Here is a 357-nt window from a genome sequence, read left to right as displayed (position 1 = left end):
ATTCAACATTTTCCGTCATTTTATCAATTACATCCGAAATCCCTTCAATCTGATCAATCGGTCTTTCCTGTAATACTCCTGTTATAATTTTCTTATAGTCTTCTTTTGAAATTTCTACTGACAGCTCATTTCTTCGTCTGTCATAAGTTTCCCCTGATTCATAAGTAATTTTATAGCAATAGTTAAAGTTCAAATCTTCCATGCCTCCAATCAAAAATAGCTTCATGCCATCAAAATTTTTAACTAAACTAATGATAGCATGAAACCATTTTAGCGTAAAGCAACATTCTCCATAAAGAATTCAATAATTTTTTCAGCCAATTTATTATGAAGACTATTGCCAAATTCATCAATGAT

General features: G+C 30.3%; 1 protein-coding gene. It reads right to left on the bottom strand.

The window, feature by feature from the left end:
• On the bottom strand, positions 1–202 hold a 202-nt coding region (locus LI074_RS17205), incomplete at its 3' end, for a hypothetical protein (RefSeq protein ID WP_055201340.1).
• Positions 203–357: the final 155 nt, after the last annotated feature.

This window comes from Blautia sp. MSK18_10, assembly GCF_020553185.1.
GTDB classification, from domain to species: Bacteria; Bacillota; Clostridia; order Lachnospirales; family Lachnospiraceae; genus Blautia_A; species Blautia_A wexlerae.
Note: the sequence above shows the minus strand (reverse complement) of the source record. Positions and strands in the feature narration are given on the sequence as shown.